Source organism: Beijerinckia sp. 28-YEA-48, from assembly GCF_900104955.1.
Lineage (GTDB): Bacteria > Pseudomonadota > Alphaproteobacteria > Rhizobiales > Beijerinckiaceae > Terripilifer.
The window spans coordinates 1,874,591-1,901,047 of sequence record NZ_FNSI01000001.1; the positions used below are offsets into that span (position 1 = coordinate 1,874,591).

Sequence of the window (26,457 nt, forward strand, 5' to 3'; positions counted from 1 at the left end):
GGGCTGGCCATTACATCCGGGACTGGGGCTCAATGTTCGGATCACGGAAAGCAACGCATCGCGCCGCGCCGGTGCGGCATTGCTTTTGGCGCAACAGCGTGTCGCTGGGGGCGCTGATCGTTGCGACGGGACTTGGCATCACCCTGACGCCTGCCTCGGCGCAGCAGCAGGGCGGTGCCGGCGGAGCCGGCGACTTCGACAGCGGCGCCGCCGGAGGTACCGCAGACCAGCCCGGCCTGTCGACGTCCTATGTGGCGGGTGGCGCCGCCGGAGCTTCCCCCGGTGCAAATGGAGGCGATGGCCCGTCCAGTGCATTTGTAAGCGGGGGTGGCGGCGGGGGTGGTGCCTCGGGTACTGCGTTAGCTCCGGTCGGTGGTAATGGCGGTAATGGTGGCCCCACCGTGTATGGCGGGTCTGCGAGTTATGGTGGTGGCGGCGGCGGTGCCGGTGGGCATGGCTATGTCGCGTCAGGCCCTACAGTGAACTCTGCCGCGGCCCAGGGCGGCAACGGCGGCAACGGAAGCAATGGCCAGATCGGAGCCACCTTCGGTGGTGCAGGCGATGGCGGTGGCGGCGGTGACGGTGGTTATGGCCTGTTCGTCAATGCCACAGGTGTCATCGTCGAAAACACCTCGGCGGGTAGTTTGACGGGTGGCGATGGCGGCAATGGCGGTGTGGGACAAGGTGTGGCACTGCCCGGGGGCGCCCAGGGTAATGGCGGCAATGGTGGTAACGGCGGCGCTGGGTTTTCAGGCACCAATCTAACGGTCGTCAACGCAGGCATCATCGCCGGCGGCAACGGAGGCCTCGGCGGCGGTTCCACGGATGCGGTCGCCGGCCTTGCGGGTCTGGGCGGCTCAGGCATCACCGGCAGCAATCTGACCATCGTCAACAACGGCCTGATCGTGGGCGGCGTGAGCGGCGACGGGCTCACACAGGCCGATGGGATCACCTTCACCAGCGGCGCCAACCGGCTGACTATGGGCGCGGCGGGCGACATCTTTGGCAATATCGCCATCAATGGCGGCGGGTCGCTGACCTTGGACCAATCTGCCAACGACACGGCGATCTATAGCGATATCACCGGCAACGGCTCGGTGGAAAAGGTTGGCACGGCCACCGTTTTGCTGGCTGGCTTCAACACGTATTCGGGTGGCACGACTGTCACCGAAGGCACACTGGAACTCGATGGCCCGCAGCCCCTGGGTGTCGGCGTCGTGACGATGAACGGCGGCACGTTGCGCGTATCGAGTTGCGGATGCGGCGGCGGTGGCGTTGTCCTCTACAACGACATCGCCATCACCGCGCGCGGCGGCACGCTCGATGCGGCCTCGGGCATACTCGCCATCGGCGGCAATATCACCGGCGGCACCGACAACAGCGTGCTGACCATCACTGGCGACGGTGGCCCGTTCGGTGGCTTCGTGGTCTTCGGTGGCTACAACACCTATCGCGGCTGGACCCACATCACCGCAGACGGCATTTTGTGGGGCATCTCGCCCGACGGCCTGTCGCCGAACTCCCATTATATCGTCGACGGCATTCTCGACATGGGCGGTTACGACCGGACATTTCTCTCGCTTTCGGGCGCGAGTACCGGCCAGGTCGGCAGCACCGGCTTCGGGCCTGTGACGCTGACCATTGGAACTCCGAGTGGCACGAGCGTTTACGACGGCATCATTCTCGATGGCGGCCCCGATCCCGTTTCGGTGGTCAAGACCGGCGCCGGCAAACAGGTGCTCAACGGCATCAACTCCTATACGGGCAGCACGACCGTCAACGAAGGCGTTCTCTCCATCAACGGCTCCATCGCCTCGTCGTCGGAAGTGATCGTGAATTCCGGCGGCACGCTTTCCGGCAACGGCATCGTCAGCACGACGACAATCAATGCGGGTGGCACGCTCGCACCGGGCAATTCCATCGGCACGCTCACCGTGCAAGGTGATCTCACCTTCAAGCCCGGCTCGACCTATCAGGTCGAGGTCTCGCCCTCGAATGCCGATCGCGTCAATGTCACCGGCATCGCCGCTCTGAATGGCGCGACCTTGTCGGCTCTCTATGCGCCGGGTGCCTATGTCACCAAGCGCTATACGGTGCTGAATGCCGCTGGCGGCGTGAACGGCACGTTCTCCGGGCCGGTCAACACCAACCTGCCGACGAATTTCTCGGCGGCGCTGAACTATGACCCGAACAACGCTTATCTCGACCTCACCTTGAACTACATGCCGCCGAACTTCGGTGGCGGCCTGACGGTGAACCAGACCAATGTTGCCAATGCGCTGGTCAACTCGTTCAACACCGCCGGCGGAATTCCCTTGGTGTTTGGCGCCCTCGGGCCGAGCGGCCTGACGCAGGCCTCGGGCGAATCCGCCACGGGCGTGCAACAGAGCACGATCAACGTCATGGATCGCTTCCTCAACCTGATGACCGATCCTTATGCCAGCGGCCGCACCACGGACATGGTGCCGATGTCCTATGCGCCGCTGCCCAAGGGCACCCTGCCCTTGATGGTCACGCAACAGACGCGCTGGAGCGTCTGGGCGGCTGGCTATGGCGGCACGCAAACGACGCGCGGCAATAGCTTCGTCGGATCCAACACCTACACCGGCGGCATCTACGGTTTTGCGGCGGGTGCCGATTATCGCGTCTCGCCCGATACGATCATCGGCTTCGCGCTCGGCGGCGCCGGCACCAGCTATCACCTCGCCAATGGACTGGGCAGCGGTTCGTCCAATGTCTTCCAGGCTGGCCTTTATGGCCGCCAGAATTTTGGCGCGGCCTATCTGGCGGGTTCGCTCGCTTACGGTTGGCAGGACGTGACCACCGACCGACGCGTCATGTTCGATCAACTGCGTGCCCGCTTCACCGCCAACGCTTTCGCGGGTCGTCTCGAGGCTGGTTATCGCCTTGGCACTCCGTTTGGCGGCGTGACGCCTTATGCGGCCGGCCAGTTCACCAATATCGCTTTGCCGAATTACAGCGAGCAGGCGATCACCGGCCCTGGCCTCTTCGCTTTGAACTATGCGTCGAAGAACGTCACCGCCTGGCGCACGGAACTGGGTCTGCGCGGCGACACCTCTGTCGACATGGGCGACGCCACGCTGTGGCTGCGCGGTCGCCTCGCCTGGGCGCATAATTACAACCCGAACAGCTCGCTCTCGGCCTCCTTCCTCAACCTCCCCGCCTCCAGTTTCGTGGTGAATGGCGCCGCGCAGGCGCGTAACGCGGCGTTGGTTTCGGCCGGCGCGGAGATGAAGTGGCGGAGCGGCTGGTCGATCGCAGCGACGTTCGAAGGCGAATTCTCCGGCCGCAGCAACAGCTACGCCGGCAAGGGATCGCTGCGCTATCAGTGGTGAAAAGGCTGCATCACGGTAGTGGGGCAGACAGTTTAGGGACTTTGGGGGACGACGGGCATGACATCTCATCGCGGTACAAAAGCGCTCGCCAGTCTGGCGTTTGGCATCTGTTCGCTATTCGCAGTTTCTGCCCGGGCTGCAGGCGGGGCTGGCGGCTCGGGCGTTTTCTCTAACGGCGGCAACGGCGGCGACATCGGCCAAGCAGGCAGCGCCTCGTCTGCGGGGATACCAGCTGGCGGTTCCGCGGGTGTGGCGCCAGGCGGAGCTGGATCGCCAGGGGATGGGAACGGCCTCGGCAATGCCGGCGGCGGCGGCGGCGCGGACGGAACCATCGCAGCACCGACCGGCGGGGCCGGCGGCAATGGCGGAAGTCTCTCACCCTCATTTCATATTGGAGGCAGCATCGGCGGTGGCGGCGGCGGCGCTGGTGGCAATGGTATTTACGGACTGACGATCGATTTTAGCAATCCGGGAACGGTTCAAGGCGGTGCTGGCGGTGCGGGCGGCGCAGGGCACATCGGCAATGGCAACGGCGATGGAGCTAATGGTGGTGGCGGTGGCGACGGCGGCAACGGCATTGTCGTGACGGGCGGCGGCATCACCATAACTAACAGCGGCACGATCGCAGGGGGCAACGGTGGTGCAGGAGGTGCCGGGACGAGTGCGCCCGTCGGTTTGGCAGGGGCTGCAGGCGTCGGTGGCAGCGGCATTATCGGGCCGGCGGCCGGCAACCTGACGGTTATCAATTCTGGGACGATTAGTGGTGGACTGGCCGGCGACGGAACGACACAGGCCAACGCCATTTCGTTTTTTGGCAACGGCAATCGTTTGGAATTGCAGGCGGGCTCGACGATCGTCGGCAATGTGGTGGCAACGGCCGGCGGCAATGATGTGTTCGCCCTGGGCGGAACGACCAACGCGAGTTTCAATGTCGGCCAAATCGGCGCGAGCCAGCAATATCAAAACTTCGCTTCGTTCCAAAAGACCGGCGATAGCACTTGGACCCTGACCGGCACACCGGCCCAGGCGACAACATCCTGGACTATCGGCTCGGGCACACTGGCGATTTCGTCTGATGCGAGCCTTGGCACGGCCGGGGCGCTGACGTTCGACAACACGATCCCGAATGCTGGCGGGACAGGCCCAACCTTGATGACCACCGGCAGTTTCAGCACCAGCCGCGACATCGTCCTCAACACCAGTGGCACGTTCACGCAGGACGCCGCCGGCTCGGTCTTCACGGTGAACGGCGTCGTTTCAGGCAATGGCGGGCTGACGCAAGTCGGGCCAGGCAAACTGGTCCTAACCGGCAATAACACCTATATAGGCGGCACATCCATTTACGGCGGTGCGACTGTCGTCGCGGGCAGCGACACCGCTTTGGGCACTGGTCTGGTCACCGGATGGAACAATGCCACGCTGCAGATCATGGACGGCGTGACCATCAAGAATCAGTTCGATCTGGAAGGGCCTGCCACAAACTTCAGCGTTACATCGGGCACGGGCACCTATGCAGGCCAAATCACTGAGTTTGGCGACCCCGCGACGCTGGTGAAGATGGGCGCGGGAACTCTGGTCATCACTAATAATACGAACAACTTCTCAGCCGGCGCGCGGATCAATGAAGGCACGCTTCAGGTAACGGCCGATCACGCGCTCGGACTGGGAACGATCACCCTCAACGGCGGGACATTGCAGGCCGGCGCGAATGTCGACGTGAGCAATTTGACCATCGATCTAGCCGCACCGGTCAGCACGATCGACACCAATGGTTTCACTCTGACCTATGGCGGTATCATCCAGGACGCCGCGCCGGGCTCGGTTTTGGTAAAGACCGGCGCGGGTACGTTGTTGCTCACCGGTACTCAAAACACCTTTGCCAACGCGATAGTCAATCAAGGTGTGCTTCGTGGCGGCGCGACCAACGCCTTCAGCCCCAACAGCGCGATTTCCCTTGTGACCACCGGCACGCTCGATGTCGGCGGCTTCAACCAGAAGATTGGATCCCTTACGGGCGATAGTACGGGTGTGGTTACCAATTCCGGCCCCACGAATGCGACGCTGACAACGGGAAATGCAACATCGACGACCTTCGCCGGTATTCTGCAAGATGGCGCCGCGACGCTGGCACTGACCAAGACCGGCACGGGCGTCTTCACATTAACCGGCGCCAACACCTATACCGGCGGCACGACGATCGCGCTGGGCACGTTGCAGATCGGCGACGGGGGCACCAGCGGCTCGATCACTGGCGATGTCACCAATAACGGCACGCTGGCCTTCAACCGCTCGGACGTGGTCACCTTCGCGGGCGTCGTGTCGGGCAGCGGCAATCTACAGCAGGTCGGATCGGGCACCACGATTCTCACCGGGGCGAACACCTATGCCGGCGGCACGGTGATCACAGCCGGCACGCTGTCGGTCTCAACTGACGGTAATCTTGGCAACGCCAGCGGCGGCCTCACCTTTGGTGGTGGCACCTTGCGGACCACGGCCGATATCACAATGTCCCGCGCGACGACATTGAACGCGGGCGGTGGCACGTTCGAGGTCGCGACCGGCACGACTCTGAAGCAGAACGGTGTCATCGGTGGCGCTGGCGGCCTGATCAAGACCGATGCGGGCACGCTGACTCTCACCGGCGCCAACACCTATACCGGCGGCACGACGATCACGCAGGGCACGTTGCAGATCGGCGACGGGGGCACCAGCGGCTCGATCATCGGCAATGTCGCCAATAACGGCACGCTGGCCTTCAACCGCTCGGACGCTGTCACCTTCGCGGGCGTCGTGTCGGGTGGCGGCAATCTGCAGCAGATCGGATCGGGCACCACGATCCTCACCGGCGCCAACACCTATACCGGCGGCACAACGATCACGCAGGGCACGTTGCAGATCGGCAACGGGGGCACCAGCGGCTCGATCACCGGCAATGTCACCAATAACGGCACGCTGGCCTTCAATCGCGCCGACAGCTGGACTTTTGATGGGGTGATCTCCGGCGGCGGCGGTGTCAGGCAGATCGGCACAGGCCGTACGAACCTGACGGGCATCAGCACTTACACGGGCGCGACCATCATCGATGCCGGCACCTTGTCGGTGAACGGCTCCATCGCTTCGTCCTCGCTGACCACCGTCAACAGCGGCGGCACGCTCGGCGGCAATGGCATCGTTGGCAATACGATCATCAATGCCGGCGGCACATTGGCGCCCGGCAATTCTATCGGCCTGCTCACCGTGCAGGGCAATCTCACCTTCATGAGTGGAGCGACCTATCAAGTCGAGGTGTCGGCGACGAGTGCCGATCGTGTCAATGTGTCAGGCATCGCCACGCTTAACGGCGCAACCCTCTCGGCGATCTACGAACCGAGCGCCTATGTCACCAAGCGTCATACGGTGCTCAACGCGGCCGGCGGCGTGAACGGCACCTTCGCGGGAGCGGTGAACACCAATCTGCCCAATTTTGTGGCCACGGCAGCTTATGACGCCAACAATGTTTATCTCGATCTGGCGATGCAGTTCGGCAACGGCCTGACAGTGAACCAGACCAACGTCGCCAATGCGCTGACCAACTCGTTCAACACCGCCGACGGCATTCCGCTGGTGTTCGGTGCACTGGGTCCATCAGGCCTGACGCAGGCTTCGGGCGAATCCGCCACGGGCGTGCAGCAGAGCACGTTCAACGTCATGGATCGCTTCCTCAACCTGATGACCGATCCTTATGCCAACGGCCGCACCACGGCCATGGTGCCGATGTCCTATGCGCCGCTGCCCAAGGGCACGCCGCCTTTGATGGTCACGCAACAATCGCGCTGGAGCGTCTGGGCCGCCGGCTATGGTGGCACGCAAACGACACGAGGTATCGCCGCGATCGGCAGCAATACCTATTCTGGCGGCATCTACGGTTTCGCAGCCGGCGCCGATTATCGCGCCACGCCCGACACGATCATCGGCTTCGCGCTCGGCGGTGCCGGCACCAGCTATCACCTGGCCACCGGCATGGGTAGCGGTTCGTCCAACGTCTTCCAGGCCGGTCTCTATGGCCGCCAGAATTTTGGAGCGGCCTATGTGACGGGCTCGCTGGCCTATGGCTGGCAGGACGTGACCACCGATCGACGCGTCATGTTCGATCAACTGCGTGCCCGCTTCACGGCCAATGCCTTCTCGGGCCGGCTCGAAGGTGGCTATCGCTTTGGCACACCCTTCGGCGGCGTGACGCCCTATGCGGCCGGTCAGTTCACCAATATCGCGTTGCCAAACTACAGCGAGCAGGCGATCACCGGCCCCGGCCTCTTCGCGCTGAACTATAGCTCGAAGAGCGTCACCGCCTGGCGCTCGGAACTGGGCCTGCGCTCTGACACCGCCTTCGAGATGGGTGACGCCACACTCACCCTACGCGGCCGTCTCGCCTGGGCGCATAACTACAACCCGAACAGCTCAATCTCGGCTTCCTTCCTCAACCTCCCCGCCTCCGGCTTCACCGTCAATGGCGCGGCGCTGGCGCGCAATGCGGCGCTGGTCTCGGCCGGCGCGGAGATGAAATGGCAGGGCGGCCTGTCCATCGCCGCCACCTTCGAGGGCGAGTTCTCCGGCCGGAGCAACAGCTACGCCGGCAAGGGCGCCATCCGCTACCAATGGTGAGACAAAGCGGAGCTAAAAAAGCTCTGTTATGCAAGTAGATAAGCCTCAGCTTCGTCTTGGCGTGGCAGTATCGTCGGGCTACGATGGTCGAATCTCGATAGACGGCGACCAGCGGGCTGGCCGTCACATCCAAGCTGGGGCTCAATGTTCGGATCAGGGAAATCGACGCTCGGCGGCGCGCCGGCGCAGCATCGTTATTGGCTCAATGGCGTGTCGCTGGCCGCGCTGGTCGTGGCGGCGAGCCTAAGCGCGGCGGTAACCGCCTCGGCGCAACAGGGCGGCGCCGGCGGCAGCACCTTTCAACGGGTTGGCGGCCTGGCCGGCGCGCTGGGCCAGTCGGGCGGCAACGGCAGATACGAGGACATTTACACGGGCGGCGGCGGGGCCGGCGGCGGCGGCGGCGGCAGTAGCTTGACGAATACAACGGGCACATTTGGTGGGACCGGAGGCAACGGCTTTATCGGCGCTGCGGGCGGCGGCACCGGACAGAATGGCCAGGATGCTTCCGGATTTCTGAGCGGCGCTGGTGGTGGTGGCGGCGGCAGTGGTGGTCGTGCCAGCTTGGTCTTGTCATCCACTACGGGCTTAGGAGGCTCGTTTTCCGGCAGCGGAGGTGGTGACGGCGGGAACGGCGGTAGCGCCACTGATAGGGCCTATAGCGGCGGCGGTGGCGGTGGCGGCGGCGCCGGCGGCATTGGGGCGATTTTCACCGGTACGGGCATCTCAATCAACGTATACAGCACAAGCAACGTTGGGGGTGGCGCCGGTGGCAATGGTGGCAACGGCGGTAACGCCAACCCGGCGTCGGATAGTCCGAGTCTCAGTTATGGCGGCAATGGCGGCAGCGGCGGCGATGGCGGCAGCGGCGTTCTGCTCACCTCGCCCGGAATCACGCTCACCAACAACGGAACCATCATCGGCGGCAATGGCGGCGTTGGCGGAACTGGCGGCAGCACCCTCGCCAGTCCCGCCACGACCGGCCTGAACGGCCAGGCCGGCGCCGGTGGCGCGGGCGTTGTCGGCGGCGATCTGATCGTCATCAACAACGGCAGCATCACCGGCGGCATGGGCGGCGACGGCCTGACGCAAGCCAACGCCATCACCTTCACCGGTGGCGCCAATCAGCTGACAGTTGGCACAGCGGGCACGATCAGCGGCAATATCGCCCTCAATGGCGGCGGCTCCCTGGCTCTCGACCAATCGGCCAACAACGCGACGATCAGCAACATCATCACCGGCGACGGCGCGCTCATCAAGGACGGCAGCGCCACGGTCACTCTAACCGGCGTCAACACCTACACGGGCAAGACCACGGTCGATGCCGGCATCCTCTCGGTCAACGGCTCCATCGCCTCGTCATCGCTGGTGACGGTCAACGGCGGCGGCACGCTCGCCGGCACCGGCATCGTCGGCAATACGCTGATCAACGCCGGCGGCACCTTGGCGCCGGGCAATTCGATCGGCACGCTCGCCGTGCAAGGCGATCTGACCTTCATGGCGGGCTCGGCCTATCAGGTCGAGGTCTCGCCCTCGAACGCCGATCGCGTCAATGTTTCAGGGATCGCCACGCTGAACGGCGCGACGCTCTCGGCGTTCTATGGACCCGGTGCCTATGTCACCAAACGCTATACCGTGCTGAATGCCGCCGGAGGTGTGAACGGGACGTTCTCGGGGCCGGTCAACACCAACCTGCCGACGAATTTCTCGACGGCTTTGAATTACGATCAGAACAACGCCTATCTCGACCTTTCTTTGAATTATACGCCGCCGGATCCTGGTCCTGGCCCGACCCCACCGAACTTCGGCGGTGGCCTGACGGTAAACCAGTTGAGCGTCGCCAATGCCCTGGTCAATTCCTTCAACACCGCCGGTGGCATTCCGCTCGTCTTCGGCGCACTGGGGCCGTCCGGCCTGTCGCAGGCGTCGGGTGAAGCCGGCACCGGCGTCCAGCAGGCGACGCTGAGCATCATGGATCGCTTCCTCAATCTGATGAGCGATCCATATGCCAGCGGCCGCACCACGACCATGATGCCGATGTCCTACGCGCCATTGCCGCGTGGCACGGCTCCCCTCATGGTCACGCAACAATCACGCTGGAGTGTGTGGGGCGCGAGCTACGGCGGCACGCAGACGACGCGCGGCCAAGCCCTCACCGGCACCAGCACGGCGATCAACGGCATCTTCGGCGTCGTCGCCGGCGCCGACTATCGCGCCACGCCCGACACGGTGATTGGCTTCGCGCTCGGCGGTGGCGGCACCAGCTATCGCCTCGCCAGCGGCGCCGGCAGCGGTTCGGCCAATATGTTCCAGGCGGGTCTCTACGGCCGGCAGACGTTTGGTTCGGCCTATGTCGCCGGTTCGCTCGCCTACGGCTGGCAGGACGTCACCACCGACCGGCGCGTCATGTTCGACCAACTGCGCGCCCGCTTCAACGCGAGCGCCTTCTCGGGGCGACTTGAGGGCGGCTACCGCTTCGGCACGCCCTTCGGTGGCGTCACGCCTTATGCTGCCGGCCAATTCACCAACATCTCGCTGCCCAACTACAGCGAGCAGGCGATCACCGGCCCCGGCCTGTTCGCCCTCAACTATGGCTCGAAGAGCGTTACCGCCTGGCGCTCGGAACTGGGCCTGCGCTCCGACACGGCCTTCGAGATGGGCGATGCGACGCTCACTCTGCGCGGCCGCCTCGCCTGGGCGCATAACTACAACCCGAACAGCTCGATCTCGGCCTCCTTCCTCAACCTCCCCGCCTCCGGCTTCACCGTCACTGGCGCAGCGCTGGCGCGCAATGCGGCTCTGGTCTCGGCCGGGGCGGAGATGAAATGGCAGGGCGGCCTGTCCATCGCAGCTACCTTCGAAGGTGAGTTCTCCGGCCGCGGCAACAGCTACGCCGGCAAGGGCGCGATCCGCTATCAGTGGTAAACGACCAAGAGCCGGGCCAAGGCCCGGCTCTTTCAGGATCGCCAACAGTGAGGCTCAGGCGGTGCGCTGGGCCGGGCGACGGATAGCCATCATTTCCAATTCGGCGATGACGGCAACCGCGACGGCCTGAGCAACAACGAAGGTCACACCGAGCGCATTGGGCGCCAACCAGCCGACCGCCAGCGAGGCCACGCTTTCGACCGCCCACAGCAGGTTGAGGCCAACGATCGTCCACACCGCCCAGGCCGGTACCGCGCTGCGGCTCGCCGTCCAGAACACGAAGGCGGCGAAGGGCTGCAACACGGCGCCAGCGCCGCGCAGCACCAAACCATCAATGGCGAGCAGTTCGCTGAGCGCCTCGGCGCCGAGCAGCAGGGCTGCGCCCATGACGACACAGGTGGCGCCATCAAGCACCAGGATGCGGCGCAGGAAGGTTTCGGAGCGGATCATGGAGATGAGATTCGACATGATGAATTTCCTTTTCGATTGAATCGGTTGCGAAACGAACTTTTACTGACGGACGAAGTCGAAGAAGCCGATGACGGCGTTGACCTTGCCGGCCGCATCGAGGGTGGCGACATCGGTGCCCTTGACGACGGCGCCATCTCCGGCCGCCAGTTCCCAAGTGAAGCGCACACGGTCGTTGTAGCCGTCCGCCTCGCCCAGGCGCTTGAAGCTGTGGCCGGGGAAGCGCTCCTGCACCTGGCCGATCATCGCCGAAATGCCCGGCAGCCCCTCGCTCTGCATCACCGGATCGACGAAGCTGGCGTTGGCGGTGAACACGCCGGCGAGAGCTGTGTCGCGCTTGGCCGCATCGCGCTCGTTCCAGCTGGCGAGATAGCGGTCGGCGATCTGGTTGAAATCGGTCATCTGAGGTCTCCTGAGTTCGGACCGGCCGGGATGGCTTCGTCCGTGGTGACCCCACAATCGGCGCGGAACGGCGGCGGGTCGATTACCTGCCAGGTAATGGGATTACGATTTGCCTCGGGCTAGAGTGCTGGGCATGAACACGACATCCCTCTCTTCCCCCTCGCCCGCCCCGGTCAGCTTCGGCGACCATCTGCGCGTCTGGCGCCAACGCCGCCGCCTGAGCCAGCTCGACCTCGCCACCGAGGCCGAGATCTCGACGCGGCATCTGAGCTTCGTCGAGACCGGCCGCGCCAAGCCATCGCGCGAGATGGTGCTGGCCCTAGCGCACCAGCTCGAGGTGCCGCTGCGCGAGACCAATGTGATGCTGGCGGCGGCCGGCTTCGCGCCATCGTTCAGCGAGCGCGCCCTCGACGACCCGCAGCTCACCGCCGCCCGGCAAGCGGTCGATCTGGTGCTGAAAGGCCACGAGCCCTATCCGGCGCTGGCGGTCGACCGGCGCTGGAACCTGGTCGCCATGAATGCCGCCGTCGCGCCCCTCCTCGACGGGATCGCGCCGGCGCTACTGACGCCGCCCGTCAACGTGTTGCGGCTGAGCCTGCACCCCGAGGGACTGGCGCCGCGCATCCTCAACCTGCAGGAATGGCGGGCCCATATTTTCATGCGCCTGTCGCAACAGATCGACGCCACGGCCGATGCCGGGCTGGTCGATCTGTTGGAGGAGTTGCGCAACTATCCGGCGCCGCGCCGGCAGCCGCCGCGCATCGCGGACGGGCCCGTGATCGCGACGCCCTTGCGGCTCTCGTCGCCAGCGGGCGAATTGTCGTTCATCAGCACGACGACCGTGTTTGGTACGCCGCTGGAAGTGACCCTGTCGGAACTCGCTATCGAGGCGTTCTTTCCCGCTGATGCGCAGACAGCGCAAGCGCTGGCCAACGTCGCGCAGTCCGCCACTCAACCCTAGGGCAGGCGCCGCGCAGCCCAAGGAAAATGACATGTATCGGTGTAAGATACCGGCTTCCTGATCAGAGACGGATATCGAGGCCAGGTGGCAGAACGTTCTGACATCCACGTGTTTCCGCCCATCGGCCGCCTCGATCCAAATAAGTCGCAATCCGATAATTCAGACCCTCGCCGCAGCGCCCGCTTCCTGCGACGTTCCTTGCCATGTTCCTTGCAACGCCCGTTGCAAACTGCAGGCGCTTGTACCGTCATCACCGTTGGGCACGTCCCATGAAGGAACAACGAACCGATATCGCTTCGGGCGCAGGAGGCGTAAGTGACGATCGCTGATGCCGTGGGCCAACTCGCCATCACCAGTGCGCATTTTCCAGGCTCCGACTATATCGAAGCATTCCGAGAAACCTATGGCCGCACCGTCATGCAACTCGACATCGAACCGCTTCCCGGCCATCCGCTCGACCTGAATTTCAACATCACGGGCTTTGCCGACTTCGGCCTAGCCGTCGGACATATTTCGCCGACACGCAACCGCCACACCACGGCGATGATCGACAATGACGACATCGTCCTTGTCTTTTCTCCGCAAGGGCATGGCTCTTTGCATCAGATAGGGCGAGACGTCACCCTGCGCGACGGCGAAGCGGCCTTCGTCTCGAACGGCATCCCCGGCACATTCTATGGGCATGCTCATTCACGCATGTACAACCTGCGCTTCAACCGAAAGCGGCTCGACGTGCTGACTGGCGATGTCGAAGCGGCCTTGGTCAAATTGATCCAGCCCGACAATCCGACGCTCAAACTGCTCACGCGTTACACGCGGGTCGTCACCGAAGCCGAGACCCTGACTTCGCCAGACCTGCGCCGCGCCGTCTCCACCCACATGCATGACCTCGCCGCCTTGCTGCTGGGCGCCACGCGCGATGGCGCCATGGAGGCCAAACAACGCGGTGTGCGCGCAGCGCGCATGCGCGCCATCAAAGACGATATCGCCAGCCATCTTCTGGCGCGCGACCTGAGCGTCGATGCCCTGACGCGACGCCACGGCATTTCGCCGCGCAGCATTCGCGCTCTGTTCAACGAGGAGGGAACGACATTCACCGATTACGTTCTCAGCCAGCGCCTGGCGCGCGTGCATCGCCTGCTCTGCGATCCCGGGTGCACCGTGTGGACGATCAGCGCCATCGCCTATGACACAGGCTTCGGCGACCTCTCCTATTTCAATCATGCGTTCCGGCGTCGCTATGGCGCGACCCCGTCGGACATTCGCGCTGCGGCCCTGAAGCGCTGACCGCTCTGTGGCTCATCCGCAACAGACTGCGTCGCCCTGCCCGTTCTGCCGTCTAGCCCAAATCGCGGCAGCGCCGAGCCCAAGCAACATCACCGCCCCCTCCGGTAGCAGTCACAAGGGCTGCGCGTTTCGCAGTGACGCGCGCGATTCCTTGGGGGACAAATGGTTGCGATCAAACAGCGTGGCATCGTCGATAGGGCTCAGCGTGGCGCAGGCCAAAGTCGGCGACTGGCCCTGCTCGCCACGACCGCCCTGCTGTCGCTGGCGCCCTCGATCACCTTTGCGCAAGTAGTCATCGACGGCGGCGCGACCGAGACCGTGCCCGGCACACAAGCCTCGCCTTGGACCATCGGCAATACGTTGACCGTCGGCGCTTTCAGCAATGGCACGTTGAACATCGGTCCTGGCGGCGTCGTCAGCAACACCGACGCAATCGTCGGTGATCAGATCGGTTCGAGTGGAACAGTCGATGTGTCCGGCGCGGGGGCGATCTGGAACAGCTCCGGCGCCCTCATCATCGGATCGACCGGCAGCGGCTCTCTCACCGTCCGTAATGATGCAACCGCCACCGCCAATAACGTCACCGCCGGCGTCTATCCCGGCAGCAGCGGCGGCATCGTCGTCGACGGTGCGTCGTCAGTTCTGAGCGTCGCCAACCAGCTCATCGTCGGCGACCTCGGCTATGGCGCGCTTGAGGTGCGCAACGGCGGTTGGGTCGTCAACACCGAAGGATATATCGGTTACATGCCGAGCGGCTACGCCAACCAGGTCAGCGTGACCGGCGCGAATTCCCGATGGGACAATCTTGGACCGCTCTACGTCGGGTACAATGGCGATGGATCCCTCGCCATTTCTGGCGGTGGAACGGTGAATGCGATCGCCGTCGGCATCGGCAGCAATACGCCCGCCGCGACAGGCGCCGTGAACGTCGACGGCCCCGGCTCTTCTCTCAATGTCCTGTTCAATCTCTATGTCGGCTTTCAGGGCTCAGGCCAGCTCACATTGACCAACGGTGCGCAAGCAACGGCCTATGGCATCTTTGTCGGCGACCAAACGGATGCCATCGGCTCGATTCGCGTTTCGGGCGTCAACTCGATTCTGACCAGCGCCGTCGATACGATCATCGGCAACCTCGGCCGAGGCTCCCTGACGATCGAGAACGGCGGCGCGGTGATGACTGGCGGCAATGCCGCGGTGGGTGCGGAGACCGGTTCTTCGGGCGGCGTGCTGGTCACAGGCGCGGGTTCGCTCTGGGATATCGCGGGCAGCACGCTCTCTGTCGGTGGCGCTTCGGGCGCCGGCTATGGCCAGTTGACCGTCAATGACGGCGCCACCGTCACCGTCGGCAATGGCAACGGCCTGATCGAAGCGGGCTTGAGCTCCAATGGCTTTGGACGAATTGTCATCGGAGGCGCCATTACCTCGCCTGGAAACAACCCGCCCGCGGCTCCTGGCACGATCAATGCCGCCGAAGTGCAAGTTGGCGACCACGGAACAGGCAGCCTCGTTTTCAATCACACGAGCTCGAATTACACATTCACGCCAATCATCAGCGGCAATGGAAATGTCGATAACGTAGCCGGCACGACGATATTGACCGCCGATAGCAACGGCTTTGCGGGAATCACCACGGTTAGCGGCGGACATTTAGTCGTCAACGGCAAACTTGGAAGCACTGTCTACGTGCAAGCGGATCCGAGCCAAGAGCGTGCGATGCTCAGCGGCACCGGAACGATCGGTGCCCTTTACATGGGCACCAACAGCATCGTGGCGCCAGGCAATTTGATCGGCACGTTGAATGTCGTTGGCAATGTCATATTCAACGGCGGCTCAATCTATCAGGTCGAGCTCAATGCCGCCGGTCAATCCGACCGGATCGCCGCCGGCGGGACAGCAACGATCAGCGGTGGCAGCGTGCAAGTGCTGGCGGGTGCGGGCAATTACGCGCTATCGACCCAATACACCGTTCTCACCGCCACAGGCGGGCGTAGCGGCACCTTTGACTCGGTTTCCTCCAACCTCGCCTTTCTCGCGCCATCGCTCAGCTATGACGCCAACACCGTCTATCTGACGATGACCCGCAACAGCATCGACTTCGCGGCTGTTGGCGACACGCGCAACGAGCGCGCCGCAGGCGCCGGTGTCGAGAGCGCTGGCTGGAGCAGCCCGATCTACACTGCGGTTCTCAATCTCTCGGGACCTCAGGCCCGCGCTGCCTTCGATCAACTTTCCGGCGAGGTACATGCCTCGGTTCAGAACGTGATCATCCAGGACAGCCACTTCCTGCGCGACGCCAGCCTGGATCGTCTGCGGTCCGCCTTCGATGGTGTCGGCGCTGTGCAAACGCCGGTCATGTCCTATGCCTCCGGTGGCCCGGTGCTGGTGCCGGGTAAGACCGAACGCTTCGCCATCTGGGGCCGCGCCTTCGGTGCATGGGGCACGACCAATAGCGACGGCAATGCTGCTCGCCTGCGCCATGATGTGGGCGGCGCCTTCATCGGCGCCGACGGATTGGTCGGCGACAACTGGCGCTTCGGTCTCCTCGCCGGCTACAGCCGCTCCACCTTTCGTGTCAGCGATCGTTCCTCGTCAGGCGCCAGCGACACCTACCACCTGGGCGTCTATGGCGGTTCGCAGTTTGGCGCCCTCGCCTTCCGCTCGGGCGCCAGCCTCTCCTGGCATGACATCACCACCAACCGCGCCGTCAATTTCCCTGGCTTCACCAACAGTCTGCACGGTCGCCAGACGGCGCGCACCGCGCAGGTGTTCGGCGAACTGGGTTATGGCATCCGGGCCGGCAGTTTCGGCTTCGAGCCCTTCGCCAATCTCGCTTATGTCAATCTGACCACCGATGGCTTCAGCGAAACCGGTGGCCCGGCGGCGTTGGCCGTGCGTGGCAACAGCACTGGCATCACCTACTCCACGCTGGGCCTGCGGGCATCGCAGCAGATCACGTTCGGCTCTGTCAGCGTGACGGCGCGTGGCACCATCGGCTGGCGCCACGCCTTCGGCGATGTGACACCGATCTCGGCAGCCGCCTTCGCCGGCGGCACGCCCTTCACTGTCGCCGGCCTGCCGATCGCCAAGAACGCCGCTCTCATCGAAGCTGGTCTCGATTTCAACCTGACACCACAGGCGACGCTCGGTCTCTCCTACGGCGGCCAGTTTGGCTCGCGCTTTACCGATCAGAGCGTCAGAGGCAACTTTATATGGAAGTTTTGATACACGGCGTAGCAGCGGCCTGCATCAAAAACAGGCAATGAGCACGCCGATAGTGCTGCAGCACGCCTGCTCGCGCACTCTCCTTCATTAGACTGTCGTATTTAATCCACACGTGCCATCAAAGCCGTGAGAAAGGAAAGAAATATCCGCAGCTTGTCGCGATAATGTCATAGCACGATAGATACACCGCCCCTGCAGTGTGCAGTGGGGTTAAAAAAACATGCCATCCTTGTATAGCCGTGTCAGTCCGCTCTCTCTCATCATTCTCTCTTGTAGTTTTGGCATCACAAGCGCGATCGCCGCCGACATCACAATCCCGGCAGGCACCACATCCACGGGCGCGCGGAACTTTGGCGGTACGGATCAAATCACCATTGGCGCCGGCGCGACGCTGACGTCAGCGGCCAATCCGACCCTGAATCAAAACTCCGCCGCCACGGGCGTGGTGATCGACAACGCCGGGACGATCGAATCGACGGGCACCGGCACCCGCGCCATCCGTTTCAACAATGGCACGGCGATGACCTTCACGTTGACCAATCGCGCCGGCGCGACAATCCAGTCGCAGAACGACGCCGTGCAGGTGGGGCAGAACGTCAGCAGTGGCACGATCATCGTCAATAACTACGGCACGATCCAGGCCACCGGCGTCAACGGTAACAACGGTCAGTCGATCGATTTCGGCAATATCACCGCCGGCACCGCCAGCATCACCATTAACAACTACGCCGGCGGCCTGCTGCAGACCGCTGACGCGGACGGCATTCGTCCCGGCAATAATGCGACGGTGAACAATGCCGGCTCGATCATCGCCCATGATTATCTGAACAACACCGGCGCCGATGGTGTCGATTTCCAGAACAGCACCGGCGGCACGGTGGTCAACAGCGGCCTCATCTCCGGTGGCCGGCACGGCATCAATCACGGTTACGACGCCGCCTCGAACAGCCCTAGTTCCTACATCACCGTCATCAACGAAGCCGGCGGCGAGATCATCGGCCGTAACGGTTCGGGCTTTGGCTCGGATGTCGGCGGCAAAGTCATCAACTATGGCCTGATCTCCGGCCGGATCGATGACCGCGCTGGCGTTCCCAACGGCGATGGCGACGGCGTCGACATCGACTATATCGGCGACATCACCAATTATGGCATCATCGAAGGTATCGGCGCCAAGGGTGTCGGTTCCGATGGCCTGACCAATACCGCCCAGGGCATCGCCATCGGCGGCGGCGTCATCCGGAATATGGCTGGCGGCATCATCCGCAGCACCGGCGACGGCATCCTGGTCGACAACAGCTCGCAAGGGCCGGCCTTCGGGGCGATCGAGATCACCAATGCCGGCACGATCACCGGAGATCGCTACGGCATCTATATCAACAGCACGCTCGACAATGTGATCACCAACTCCGGCACGATCACCGGCGGCAACGGCCAGGCGATCGTTTTCGGCTCGGGCAATGACACTCTGAATATCCGCACGGGTTCGGTGATCAACGGCGCTGTCGACGGTGGCGGTGGCTATAATCGGATTTCGCTTGATGGCACCGGAACCTTCGCCGGCGCCATCAACTTCCAGACGATGAGCGTCGACAGCGGTTCCTGGACGCTGACCGGCACGCAATCCTATGCGGACGGCATTTCGATCGCTGGCGGAGCCGCGCTCAATGCAGCCGGCACGATCGGCGGCTTGATCACGGTGTCGAGCGGCGGTCTGATCTCGGGCACGGGCACAATCGGCGCCCTCCTCGTCTCGTCCGGCGCCACGGTGGCGCCGGGCAATTCGATCGGCACGCTAAACGTCGCCGGCAATATCACCTTCGCCAGCGGCTCGATCTATCAGGTCGAAGTCAACGCGACCGGACAGGCCGACAAGATCGCCGCCGGCACAGCCAACATCAACGGTGGCAACGTGCAGGTGCTGGCGGCTGCGGGCACCTATGCGCCCTTGACCCAGTATTCGATCCTCACCACCACCGGTGGCCGCACCGGCACGTTCAGCGGCGTTTCTTCCAACCTCGCCTTCCTGACGCCGTCGCTCAGCTATGACGCCAACAGCGTCTATCTGACGATGACCCGCAACAACATCAACTTCGCCGCGATCGGCGTCACCTCGAACCAGAGCAGCACGGGCGCTGGCGTCGAGAGCAGCGGCTGGGGCAATCCGGTTTATAACGCCGTTCTCAACCTCTCGGCGCCGCAGGCCCGCGCCGCCTTCGATCAGCTCTCGGGCGAAGTGAATGCCTCCTCCAAGACTGTCATCCTCCAGGACAGCCACTTCCTGCGTGACGCCAGCGTCGATCGGCTGCGCTCGGCCTTCGACGGTGTTGGCGCAACGCCGACACCGGTCATGTCCTATGCGCCAGGTGGTCCCGTGCTTTTGCCAGGTAAGACCGAACGCTTCGCGGTCTGGGGCCGCGCCTTTGGCGGCTGGGGTACGACCGCCAGCAACGGCACTGCCGCACGGATGAGGAATGATGTGGGCGGCGCCTTCATCGGTGCCGACGGCTTGGTCGGTGACAATTGGCGCGTCGGTCTGCTCGCCGGCTACAGCCGTTCAAGCTTCCGCGTCAACGACCGCTCCTCGTCAGGCGCCAGCGATAATTATCACCTGGGCATCTATGGCGGCTCGCAATTCGGTGCCTTCGTCTTCCGTTCCGGCGCCAGCATCTCTTGGCATGATCTGACGACCAATCGCGCCGTCAGCTTCGCGGGCTTGGCCACCAATAGCCTGCACGGCCGCCAGACGGCGCGCACCGCACAGGTGTTCGGTGAAGTCGGCTATGGCATCCGAGCTGGCAGCTTCGGCCTCGAGCCCTTCGCCAATCTCGCCTATGTCAATCTGACCACCGATGGCTTCAGCGAGACCGGCGGACCGGCGGCACTCAACGTGCGTGGCAACAGCACCGGCATCACCTTCACGACGCTGGGCCTGCGCGCCTCGCAGCAGTTCAACCTCGGTTCGGTCAGCTTGACGGCCCGTGGCACGCTCGGCTGGCGCTATGCCTTCGGCGATGTGACGCCGATCTCGGCAGCCGCCTTCGCCGGTGGCACGCCGTTCTCGGTCGCCGGTCTGCCGATTGCCAAGAACGCCGCGATCGTCGAAGCCGGTCTCGACTTCAACCTGACTTCGCAGGCGACGCTCGGCATCTCCTACGGCGGCCAGTTCGGCTCGCGTCTCACCGATCAGACCATCAAGGGCAACTTCGCTTGGAAGTTCTGATCTGGAAATTCTGATCAGCGTTATAAGCAAATGATCCGGCGCCGTCTCCCGATGACGGCGCCGTTTCTCATTCCAGTTGAAGCGGCTTCTGACGATCCCTACGATGCGCGCCATCTGTCGATGGCTTCAACGAGGATTTGTTTCGCAATGATCGGAGAATTCGCCGCAGCGCTCGAAAAGTGTGCAACGATCGATGAGGTCAAGGTTCTGTTCAGGGATCGCATCGCGGCCTATGGCTATAACGCGAGCGCCTGCGGCGCCTTCCTGTCGACCGACCGAGGGCCGGAAACGCATTTCTTCTTTCAGGATTGGCCGCCAGCCTGGATCGAGCTCTATATCAGCCGCAATTTTGTCGCCGCCGATTATAGCGTGGCGGAAGCGCGTCGGCGCATCGCGCCCTTCACTTGGTTGGAAGCGAAAGCGCAGCGAACCCTCTCACGCGCCGAGCAGGACATTTGGGACACCGCCGTCGCCTGGGGGTGGACGGACGGGCTTTCAGTGCCGATCCATGGGCCAGGTGGTTACTTCGGCCTCGTCGCCTTGGCGGGCAAGGAGCAGCCCATGCCGCCGCCCTTGCGCACCCTGTTGCATCAGATCTCGTTCCTGACTCATGAGCGTTGCCGCGCGCTGATGGGCCTCGCTCCGGTTGCCGATCCGCAAGCTGTTCTCACCCATCGCGAATTGGAATGCATTCGCTGGGTAGCCGCCGGCAAAACCGATTTGGAAATCGCCGCCATCATGGACCTGTCCCAGACGACGGTGAAGACTCACCTCGACCAGGTCCGGCGCAAGCTGGGCGCCAAGACGCGCTCGCAAGCGGTCGCGCGCCTGGTACTGAGTGGCCTGTCGTAACCTGTGGCAAAATAGTAACGGCGCCTGCTCTTCCCTTCGTCCCTCCTCTTTTTAGAGGAGAGACGCCGCGTCCCAAACCCGCGACTTTCGCAGCGGGTTGATTCTTGGCGGGGGCACGGATGCTGGCGAAGGCTGGGCGGGATGTCTATTGGCGTGCGGCGGAAACAGACAAGCGCGCTCACAACACGATGCGCATTGCACTGCTGATGAGTTCAGCCCTGCTGGCGGTGGTTCCCGTTCAGGCTGCCGACGTGGAAATCACCACCAATACACCGAGCGTCAATCTCGATAGTTTTTCCGGAACCACTGCGCATATCGCCAGCGGCGTCACCGTGGGATCGGCCAGTCCCGCCCTCCGCGCCTCCCTGCAAGCCTGGTCCGTGACCAACAATGGCAACATAACCGGCGGCAATACGGTTCAGCTTGACCAAGGTGGCACGTTTCTTAATGCGAATGGCGCCACCATCACCGGGACCTTGACCGCACTGACATTCGGCTACAAGCCATTTGGGCTGCCGCCCGCCGGCGGTCCTGGCACTTTGGACAATTACGGCACGATCACCGGCGGTGTCGAAGGCGTGACGATGTGGCTGGGCGGAACCGTCAACAACCACTTTGGCGGGACGATCGAGACACTGAACGGCACGAACGCTGTTTCCATCGGGCAAGGGACATCACGCACGCTTTTCAACAGTGGTACAATTCGCGCCACGAAGACCACCGGCTTCAGCACCGGCGTCCTGATGCAAGGCGGTCCCTCGACATTCACGAATACCAGCACGGGCGTGATCTTTGGCGACTATAACGGCGTCTACACCAGCGCCACGACGCCTTTCACCTCCTTCACCAACGCTGGCTCGATTACCTCCAGGCGCGGCCCGGCCGTCGAAGCGACCGGCGGCGGGACATTCGTCAACAGCGGCATGATCGGCTCGACGAACACCGATGGCATCCTGATCCGCAATAATGCGAATGCCGACATCACCAATAGCGGCACCATTAGCGGCGCGGTCAACGCCATCAATTTTGCCGCCGCCGGCGGCGTGGCAACGCCGACCATTCATACCCTGCGCCTGCAGACCGGTTCGGTGCTCAACGGCAATGTGCTGGGCGGCGCCAACACCGACAACCTCATTCTGGAAGGCACCGGCAGCGAAAGCATCGCGAAATTTCTGAACTTCGAGAATTTGACGATGAACGGCGGCGACTGGACGGTGACCGGCGCCGGGACTTTCTCCTCCGGCACGAACGTACAAGCTGGTACATTGCGGGTCGCGGGAGGCCTGACCACACCAGCACTCATGGTGCAGCCGGGCGGTACGCTCTCCGGCACTGGCACCGTCATCAGCAACGTCAATAACGGCGGCAGTGTCCGCGTCGATAGCGGCACCATGCTGACGATCAACGGCAACTACCTCCAACAATCGAGTGCCTTCCTGGTCATCGGCGCTACACCCTCCGCCGCTGGCCTTTTATCGATTTCCGGCACGGCAACACTCAGTGGCGGTGTTCAGGTTCTGGCCGGGTCCGGCACCTATGCCCTGTCGACGCAGTACACGATCCTCACGGCCACGGGCGGTCGCACGGGCACGTTCGGCTCGGTCTCGTCGGACCTCGCCTTCGTGGCCCCCTCGCTCAGCTATGACGCCAATAACGTTTATTTGACGCTCGTCCGCAACAGCATCGACTTCGCCGCTATCGGCAGCACGTTCAACCAGCGGGCGGCAGGCGCCGGGGTGGAAAGTCTTGGCTGGGGTGGCCCGATCTACAACGCCATTCTCAATCTGTCGGCGCCGCAAGCGCGCTTCGCCTTCGATCAGCTCTCGGGCGAAGTGCATGCTTCGGCCAAGACCGTCATCGTCGAGGACAGCCGTTTCCTGCGCGACGCCAGTATTGACCGGCTGCGCTCGGCTTTCGACGGTGTCGGCGCGACGCCGATGCCAGTCATGTCCTATGCACCGGGTGGTCCGGTGCTGGTGACCGGCAATACCGAGCGCTTCGCTGTCTGGGGCCGCGCCTTCGGCGGATGGGGCACCAGCGCCAGCAACGGCAACGCCGCGCGGATGCGTCACGATGCCGGCGGTGCCTTCGTCGGCGCCGATGGTCTTCTTGCCGATACATGGCGTGTCGGTCTGCTCGCCGGCTACAGCCGCTCGAGCTTCCGCGTCAGCGACCGCTCCTCCTCGGGTGCCAGCGACAATTATCATCTCGGCATCTATGGCGGCACACAGTTTGGCGCCCTCGCCTTCCGCTCCGGCGCTAGTCTCTCTTGGCATGACATCACCACCAACCGCTCAGTTACCTTCCCCGGCTTCACCAATAGCCTGCACGGCCGCCAGACGGCGCGCACCGCACAGGTGTTCGGTGAAGTTGGATATGGCATCCGAGCTGGTAGCTTCGGCCTCGAGCCCTTCGCCAATCTCGCCTATGTCAATCTGACCACCGATGGGTTCAGCGAGACCGGCGGACCAGCGGCGCTCAACGTGCGTGGCAACAGCACCGGCGTCACCTTCACGACGCTGGGCCTGCGCGCCTCGCAGCAGTTCAACCTCGGTTCGGTGAGCTTGACCGCGCGCGGCACGCTCGGCTGGCGCTATGCCTTCGGCGACGTGACGCCGATCTCAGCAGCCGCCTTCGCCGGTGGCACGCCATTCTCGGTCGCCGGTCTGCCGATCGCCAAGAACGCCGCGCTCGTCGAAGCCGGTCTCGACTTCAATCTGACTTCGCAGGCGACGTTGGGCCTCTCCTACGGCGGCCAGTTCGGCTCGCGCCTCACCGATCAGACCATCAAGGGCAACTTCGCTTGGAAGTTCTGATCTGGAAGTTCTGATCACAAAACAGCCCGGCCTCGTCACAACGATGCCGGGCTGTCGCGTCTTATTCTATCTTCACGGCAGCCGCTTCGACCATGCGCTTCCAATTGGGTGTTTCGCTGGCCAGGAAGCGCGCCAGATCATCCGGTGTTTTGATATCAGGATCGACATCGGCGCCCAGATTAGACAGCTTTTGGCGAACGTCCGTCTCCGCCAGAGCCGCATTGACCGCGTTGTTGATCTGGCTGGCCGTATCCTTCGTAATGCCGGCTGGCGCCAGAAAACAGAGCCACGTCGAAACCCTGACATCGCCAAAGCCCGCCTCAAGCGAGGTCGGCACATTGGGAAGTTGCGCCGCCCTGCGCCCGCCAGTCACGGCGAGCGCCCGCACGGTGCCAGCTTCAATAAAGCTGATGATGCCTGGCAGACTGTCGATCGTGAACTGAATGTTGCCGCCGATGAGATCCTGCAACATCGGCGCGCTGCCACGATAAGGCACGTGGCGTGCCTCCATCCCCGCGACCGTATTGAGCAAGGCGCCACCGAGATGGCCGGTCGATCCGTTGCCGGCACTGCCATAGTTGAACTGCTGCGGCCGCGCCTTGGCCTGGGTGACGAGTTCTACGACGGTCTTATAGTCCGCGCTGGCATTGACGATCAGAACGCTGGGGATTGAGGCGACGAAGGCGATCGGTGTGAATGCCGATGCCGTGTCATAGGGCATGCGCGCGTACATAAATTGGTTCATCGCGGCTGGGCCGGGCGTCGACATCAGCAGAACATGGGCGTCACCCGTGGCCTTGGCGACGGCTGCCGCGCCCAAATTTCCACCGGCTCCCGGAAGGTTTTCAACCAAAACGGTGGTCTTGAGCTGTGCCCCCAAGCGCTCACCCATGATGCGGGCAATCACGTCGGTCGTGCCGCCCGCCGCGAAGGGAACAATGATCTTGATGGGTTTATCCGGCCAGGCAAAGGCAGGTGTGATCACCGCGCTGGTTGAAGCCACAGTGGCCGCCAAGCCAAGCCGCGCTAAGATACGAGCGATATTCATATTTCCCCCCAACGCTCACCCAAAAATTCAATGAACTATATATATAATTTTTAAGAGTCAAAAGCGTCACGAAACGCTGATCCCAAAACAAACAGCCCGGCACCGTCGCCCCCTCCAGGGACGGTGCCGGGCTGTCACGCATTTTCAAGCGAAATGGTTCCAGTTCGCGTCGAGAAAATGCGGTAGGCGGCCTACTTGGTCAGCTTCTTCTTCTCCAGCCAATCCTGGATGAGCTGCGACACCTGCAGGTTGTTCTTGTCCATCATCATCATGTGCGAATTGCCCTTGATGCCGACGGCGGGAAGATTGACCACGTCGACCGAGCCGCCAGCAGCGGTGATCTTGTCGCCAAAGTCGGTGGCGTTCTTGCGGATCGTCGGCCAGCGCGAATCCTGCTCAATGAAATCACCAAAGACCATCAGCACGGGAATGCCCTTCAGCGCCGCCGCCTGGGCCGGATCGCCGATGCCGGCGGGCTCCACCGCGACGAGCGCCTTCACCTTGTCGGGGCGCGCCTGAGCCACCTTGAAACCGAACTGACCGGCCTGGCTGTGAAAGACGATGACACAGGGACAGATCTTGTCGACCTCGGCCAGATAGGCATCGATGATCATCTGGTCGGTCGAGGTCCAGCGCGGCACGATCTGCTTGACGAAATTGTCGTAGCCGTCGGGCGGGAACTGGTTGCCGGGCAGATATTTCCGTTTCGCCGGATCGCTGTTGTAGCTGTTGGCGCCATCGCCAATGCGGAAACGCTCAAAGGGATTGGCGGTGGTGAGGAACACCGGGCTGCCCGGAATGACATCTGGATACATCGCCCAGCTGGAACGACCGCGCTCGACCGCATCGGAATTGTAGACCGACCAGCCCTTGCGCAAGAAGAACTCAAGCCAACCCTGGCGTCCATCCGGCGTCGATTCATAGTTCACGCCGGTCATGCCGCCGCCATGCCAGAACAACACTGGGACCGTGCCCTTCTCGTTCTGCGGCAGGAAGTACTGCACATACATCTGGCCGGTCTGATAGGTGCCGTTGGGATCGACCTTGGCCGGCACGCCGCCTGGCGAGAAAACCGCTTCCGTCACCGGCCGCCCCGACAGCTCCACCTGCTTGCCGCCAATATGAAACGAGCCCATGCCGCGCAGACTGATCGGCTCCTGTGCCTGTTGTGCTTGCGCAGCGCCGAATCCACACGTCAGGCCAAAAGCCGCTGCCAGAATATGAAGCCTCAGAGTCCCGCTCATAATCCCTCCTGCCGTTTC

The 26,457-nt window shown here is 63.3% G+C and carries 13 protein-coding genes; 9 read left to right on the forward strand and 4 right to left on the reverse strand.

Annotated elements, in window-relative coordinates; all coding sequences use genetic code 11:
* The first annotated feature begins 32 nt into the window (after positions 1 to 32).
* The 3 genes from BLW50_RS08890 to BLW50_RS31230 all read left to right on the forward strand — a co-directional run bounded on the left by BLW50_RS08890 (position 33) and on the right by BLW50_RS31230 (position 10,919).
* On the forward strand, positions 33 to 3,356 hold the full coding sequence (locus tag BLW50_RS08890; RefSeq protein WP_090700501.1) for an autotransporter outer membrane beta-barrel domain-containing protein: 3,324 nt from the start codon (positions 33 to 35) through the stop codon (positions 3,354 to 3,356).
* Between the two features lie 57 nt (positions 3,357 to 3,413).
* The gene (locus BLW50_RS30655) at positions 3,414 to 7,997 is read left to right on the forward strand and encodes an autotransporter-associated beta strand repeat-containing protein (RefSeq protein WP_170850068.1); all 4,584 of its coding nucleotides are present in this window, start codon (positions 3,414 to 3,416) and stop codon (positions 7,995 to 7,997) included.
* Between the two features lie 144 nt (positions 7,998 to 8,141).
* Positions 8,142 to 10,919 (forward strand): autotransporter outer membrane beta-barrel domain-containing protein, encoded by a 2,778-nt coding sequence (locus tag BLW50_RS31230; protein WP_280141455.1) that lies wholly within the window; start codon positions 8,142 to 8,144, stop codon positions 10,917 to 10,919.
* A gap of 54 nt (positions 10,920 to 10,973) precedes the next feature.
* On the opposite strand, the gene BLW50_RS08920 is transcribed toward BLW50_RS31230, so the two are convergent.
* Together BLW50_RS08920 and BLW50_RS08925 are read right to left on the reverse strand one after the other, a co-directional pair.
* Complete coding sequence (locus BLW50_RS08920; RefSeq protein ID WP_090700515.1) at positions 10,974 to 11,387, reverse strand: hypothetical protein; 414 nt, start codon at positions 11,385 to 11,387, stop codon at positions 10,974 to 10,976.
* Positions 11,388 to 11,429: 42 nt separating this feature from the next.
* Positions 11,430 to 11,789 carry a nuclear transport factor 2 family protein gene (locus BLW50_RS08925; RefSeq protein WP_090700519.1) on the reverse strand — a complete coding sequence of 120 codons (360 nt, stop codon included), beginning with the start codon at positions 11,787 to 11,789 and terminating at the stop codon, positions 11,430 to 11,432.
* A gap of 133 nt (positions 11,790 to 11,922) precedes the next feature.
* On the opposite strand from BLW50_RS08925, the gene BLW50_RS08930 reads away from it, so the two are divergent.
* The 6 genes from BLW50_RS08930 to BLW50_RS08955 all read left to right on the forward strand — a co-directional run bounded on the left by BLW50_RS08930 (position 11,923) and on the right by BLW50_RS08955 (position 24,147).
* Complete coding sequence (locus BLW50_RS08930; protein WP_090700523.1) at positions 11,923 to 12,750, forward strand: helix-turn-helix domain-containing protein; 828 nt, start codon at positions 11,923 to 11,925, stop codon at positions 12,748 to 12,750.
* A gap of 315 nt (positions 12,751 to 13,065) precedes the next feature.
* On the forward strand, positions 13,066 to 14,037 hold the full coding sequence (locus tag BLW50_RS08935; RefSeq protein ID WP_090700525.1) for an AraC family transcriptional regulator: 972 nt from the start codon (positions 13,066 to 13,068) through the stop codon (positions 14,035 to 14,037).
* A 162-nt stretch (positions 14,038 to 14,199) separates the two neighbouring features.
* Positions 14,200 to 17,259: an autotransporter outer membrane beta-barrel domain-containing protein gene (locus BLW50_RS08940; protein ID WP_090700530.1), complete on the forward strand. Its 3,060-nt coding sequence runs from the start codon at positions 14,200 to 14,202 to the stop codon at positions 17,257 to 17,259.
* Between the two features lie 220 nt (positions 17,260 to 17,479).
* Positions 17,480 to 20,479, forward strand: coding sequence for an autotransporter outer membrane beta-barrel domain-containing protein (locus BLW50_RS08945; RefSeq protein WP_090700533.1), 3,000 nt, complete (start codon positions 17,480 to 17,482; stop codon positions 20,477 to 20,479).
* Positions 20,480 to 20,626: 147 nt separating this feature from the next.
* Complete coding sequence (locus BLW50_RS08950) at positions 20,627 to 21,331, forward strand: LuxR family transcriptional regulator (protein WP_170850070.1); 705 nt, start codon at positions 20,627 to 20,629, stop codon at positions 21,329 to 21,331.
* A 119-nt stretch (positions 21,332 to 21,450) separates the two neighbouring features.
* Complete coding sequence (locus BLW50_RS08955; RefSeq protein WP_090700539.1) at positions 21,451 to 24,147, forward strand: autotransporter outer membrane beta-barrel domain-containing protein; 2,697 nt, start codon at positions 21,451 to 21,453, stop codon at positions 24,145 to 24,147.
* Positions 24,148 to 24,208: 61 nt separating this feature from the next.
* Here BLW50_RS08955 and BLW50_RS08960 read toward each other — a convergent pair whose 3' ends face one another.
* Together BLW50_RS08960 and BLW50_RS08965 are read right to left on the reverse strand one after the other, a co-directional pair.
* Positions 24,209 to 25,195: a Bug family tripartite tricarboxylate transporter substrate binding protein gene (locus BLW50_RS08960; protein ID WP_090700541.1), complete on the reverse strand. Its 987-nt coding sequence runs from the start codon at positions 25,193 to 25,195 to the stop codon at positions 24,209 to 24,211.
* Between the two features lie 191 nt (positions 25,196 to 25,386).
* Complete coding sequence (locus BLW50_RS08965) at positions 25,387 to 26,439, reverse strand: alpha/beta hydrolase (protein WP_090700544.1); 1,053 nt, start codon at positions 26,437 to 26,439, stop codon at positions 25,387 to 25,389.
* Between the last annotated feature and the right edge of the window lie 18 nt (positions 26,440 to 26,457).